Source organism: Pseudomonas frederiksbergensis, from assembly GCF_003732665.1.
Taxonomy (GTDB): Bacteria; Pseudomonadota; Gammaproteobacteria; order Pseudomonadales; family Pseudomonadaceae; genus Aquipseudomonas; species Aquipseudomonas frederiksbergensis_G.
The window spans coordinates 1-276 of the sequence record NZ_MOBP01000087.1 but is presented as its reverse complement, the minus strand read 5'-3'; the positions used below and the strand labels follow the sequence as shown (position 1 = coordinate 276).

Genomic DNA, 276 nt, shown 5'->3' with positions numbered 1-276 from the left:
ACATCCGTCACGTCGCCATCGACGGCGCACTGTTCCAGGCCGAAGTCGCCAAGCGCCAGATCATGGCGGTGCCTAGCGTGTACTTGAACGGCGAAATTTTTGGCCAGGGCCGCATGGGCGTGGAAGAAATCTTCGCCAAGATCGACACCAGTGGTGTCGAACGCAAGGCCGAGAAGATCAGCGCAAAAGAGGCGTTTGATGTGTTGATCGTCGGCGGCGGCCCGGCCGGTGCTGCGGCAGCGATTTACGCTGCCCGTAAAGGTATTCGCACCGGTG

1 pseudogene is annotated in these 276 nt (G+C 60.5%); it reads left to right on the top strand.

The window, feature by feature from the left end:
* Positions 1-276: pseudogene (locus BK665_RS33265) on the top strand (alkyl hydroperoxide reductase subunit F); the annotation flags it as partial.